Raw genomic sequence first — 3,065 nt, 5'->3', positions numbered from 1 at the left:
GGGGGTTGAGGAGCGGCCGGCGAAGCCGGGCAATCGATCAGTGAATCGATTTCAGCGACGAACGCCCGGCAGGGCAGAGGGGGCATCACTGCAAACGCCGAGATCGGGGATTCACCCTCCTCTGTCGGCTACGCCGACATCTCCCCCACAAGGGGGGAGATCAATTCGTGGACGGCCCTGCCCTCAGGCAGCGGTCTTCCGACCGTAGGCCCAGTCCATGTAGAGCTCGAGCGCCTTGCGGGCGACCGGCCCTTCCTGCAGTTCGCGATTGTCGAGGCGGTTGACCGGCGCGACCTTGGAATAGTTGCCGGTGGTGAAGATCTCGTCGGCGCCCATGAAGTCCTCGACCGAGAGCGTCGCCTCGCGCACCTCATGGCCCGCCTCGCGCAGGAGGCCGATCACCCGGGCGCGGGTGATGCCGGCGAGGAAGGTGCGGTTGGCGGCCGGCGTGAAGACCACGCCGTCCTTCACCATGAAGACGTTCGAGGAGGCGGTCTCGGCGATATTGCCGTTCATGTCGCGCACCAGCGCGTTGTCGAAGCCGCGGGCGCGCGCCTCGACGATCATGCGGCCGGAATTCGGGTAGAGGCTGCCGGTCTTGGCGTCGGTCATGGCGCATTCCGGGGTCGGCCGGCGATAGGGCGAGAGCGTCAGCGAATGCGGTTTTGCGGTGTGCATCGGCGCCTCGAAGAGGCAGAGCGCAAAGCGGGTCGAGGCCGGATCGGGGGCGACGACGGAGCCGGGCATGCCATGTTCGGCCCAGTACATCGGCTTGATGTAGATCGCCGTCTTGCCGTCGAACTTCTTCACCCCTTCGAGCGCCAGCCGCTCGATCTCCTCGGCCGGCACCGCCGCCGCCATCCCCATGTTCACGGCGGAGCGGTTGACGCGCTCACAGTGGCGGTCGAGGTCGGGTGCGATGCCGTCGAACCAGCGCGCGCCGTCGAACACCGTCGAACCGAGCCACATGGCATGCGACACCGGCCCGATCAGCGGCGGGTTGCCGGCGATCCATTCACCGTCGACGAAGGTCCATGTGGGCGTGCGGGCGGAAGTATCGACAGCCATCGGCTTCTCCTCGTTTCGTATCTGCGGCTCGTTCCGCTTTATCCGGAAAAAGCAGAATTGGGGTGAATGGGTACATCAAAAATAGTCATGCCTCCACCTCCCCGTCTTGCGATAGGTTGCGCGCCAAAATTCGCACAGGAGCCGACCGATGAGAGCCATGTATTACGAAGCCTTCGAGAAGACGCCGGAGATCCGGGTGCTTCCCGACCCGACGCCGACGGAGAACGGCGTCGTCATCAAGGTCGAGGCGTCCGGCCTCTGCCGCAGCGACTGGCACGGCTGGATGGGCCACGATCCCGACATCCGCCTGCCGCATGTGCCGGGCCACGAACTCGCGGGAACGATCGCCGCGACCGGCCGCGGGGTGATGCGCTACAAGGTCGGCGACCGGGTGACCGTGCCCTTCGTTTCCGGCTGCGGCCGCTGCGGCGAATGCCGCTCCGGCAACCAGCAGGTCTGCGAGGCGCAGTTCCAGCCGGGCTTCACCCACTGGGGCTCGTTTGCCGAATACGTGGCGATCGACTTCGCCGACCAGAACCTCGTCCACCTGCCGGAAGAGATGGATTTTGCGACCGCCGCCAGCCTCGGCTGCCGCTTTGCCACCTCCTTCCGCGCGGTCGCCGACCAGGCGCGCGTAAAGGGCGGCGAATGGGTGGCGGTGCACGGCTGCGGCGGCGTCGGCCTCTCCGCGATCATGATCGCCGCGGCCCTCGGCGCCCATCCGATCGCGATCGACATATCGGCGGAGAAGCTCGCCTTCGCCCGCAAGCTCGGCGCCGTCGCCGCGATCAACGCACGCGAGACCGACGATGTGGCCGGTGCGGTGCGCGAGATCACGCAAGGCGGCGCGCATGTCTCGATCGATGCCCTCGGCTCGCCGGTCACCTGCTTCAACTCCATCAAGAACTTGCGCCGCCGCGGCCGCCACGTGCAGGTCGGGCTGATGCTGGGAGACCATGCGACGCCGCAGATCCCGATGGCGCAGGTGATCGGCCACGAACTCGAAATCTACGGCAGCCACGGCATGCAGGCCTGGCGCTACGACGCGATGCTTTCGATGACGGCTGCCGGCAAGCTCAACCCGAAGCAGCTGATCGGCCGGGAGATTTCGCTGGAAGAGGCCGTGCCCGCACTCGTTGCGATGGACCGCGCGACCGACCTCGGCATCAGCGTGATCACGCGGTTCTGAGGGGAGCAGAGGCGGCGCGCACCCGGAGGGCAGAGGGAATACCGCCATAAGCGCCGAGTCCCGATGTTCACCCCCCTCTGTCACTTCGTGACATCTCCCCCTCAAGGGGGGAGATCGATCCCTCAGAGCTGGCTTCCCTTTTCGGACCTGATGCAGACGTTCAGACGATGAGCCGAAAACCCCAATCCGCGATCGAAGCTCCCCCGAAATGGACGTCGCCCGGCCGGCTCATCCTCGATTTGACTTGAGGATGGGCATAGCGGCTGAAGGGGACGCACCGATCTCCCCCCTTGAGGGGGAGATGTCGGCGGAGCCGACAGAGGGGGGTGTCGTTGCACTGAAAGCAATCTATGATTGAATACTGCCTCAACGCGCAGATGGAGTGCTCAAAGTGCCGCATTTCGACGTCCCCTCCTCCAACCGGCGAAATGCCCGGCGGATGCGGCGACAAATGACCGACGCGGAACTGCGTTTCTGGGACGCCGTCAGGGCACATCGGCTGGACGGGCTCGGCTTCCGGCGGCAGTTGCCGATCGCCGGCTATATCGTCGATTTCGCCTGTCCAGCCCTCCGCCTCGTCATCGAGATCGACGGTGCCGGGCACACCGAGGACCGGATGATCCGCAAGGATGCCGAACGCGATCGTCGGCTGCGTGAACTCGACTGGAGCGTGCTGCGGCTCTCCAACGAGGATGTCGAGCGTCGTCTCGACGAGGTTTGCACCCACATCCTGCGGATCGCCGCCGACCGCCGAAACGCGCTACGCCAGGACACACTCCCCTCTGTCACTTCGTGACATCTCCCCCCT

At 65.8% G+C, this 3,065-nt stretch carries 3 protein-coding genes; 2 read left to right on the top strand and 1 reads right to left on the bottom strand.

Annotation, left to right across the window (positions count from 1 at the left end; translation table 11 throughout):
- Window positions 1-183: 183 nt before the first annotated feature.
- A complete protein-coding gene (locus NHF53_RS05100) occupies window positions 184-1,068 on the bottom strand; it encodes a branched-chain amino acid aminotransferase (RefSeq protein WP_252833355.1) in 885 nt (294 codons plus the stop codon).
- Window positions 1,069-1,216: 148 nt separating this feature from the next.
- On the opposite strand from NHF53_RS05100, the gene NHF53_RS05095 reads away from it, so the two are divergent.
- The gene (locus NHF53_RS05095) at window positions 1,217-2,257 is read left to right on the top strand and encodes a zinc-dependent alcohol dehydrogenase family protein (RefSeq protein ID WP_252833354.1); all 1,041 of its coding nucleotides are present in this window, start codon (window positions 1,217-1,219) and stop codon (window positions 2,255-2,257) included.
- A gap of 382 nt (window positions 2,258-2,639) precedes the next feature.
- Window positions 2,640-3,053 carry an endonuclease domain-containing protein gene (locus NHF53_RS05090; RefSeq protein WP_308218629.1) on the top strand — a complete coding sequence of 138 codons (414 nt, stop codon included), beginning with the start codon at window positions 2,640-2,642 and terminating at the stop codon, window positions 3,051-3,053.
- Window positions 3,054-3,065: the final 12 nt, after the last annotated feature.

Source organism: Ciceribacter sp. RN22, from assembly GCF_024054295.1.
GTDB lineage: Bacteria > Pseudomonadota > Alphaproteobacteria > Rhizobiales > Rhizobiaceae > Allorhizobium > Allorhizobium lividum.
The sequence above is the reverse complement of the archived record's forward strand: the minus strand, read 5'-3'. Positions and strand labels throughout refer to the sequence as shown.

What these genes read in the sequence shown, in the direction of transcription:
- NHF53_RS05100 (WP_252833355.1), bottom strand. Translation starts at nt 1,068, where the DNA reads ATGGCTGTCGATACTTCCGCCCGCACGCCCACATGGACCTTCGTCGAC.
- NHF53_RS05095 (WP_252833354.1), top strand. Translation starts at nt 1,217, where the DNA reads ATGAGAGCCATGTATTACGAAGCCTTCGAGAAGACGCCGGAGATCCGG.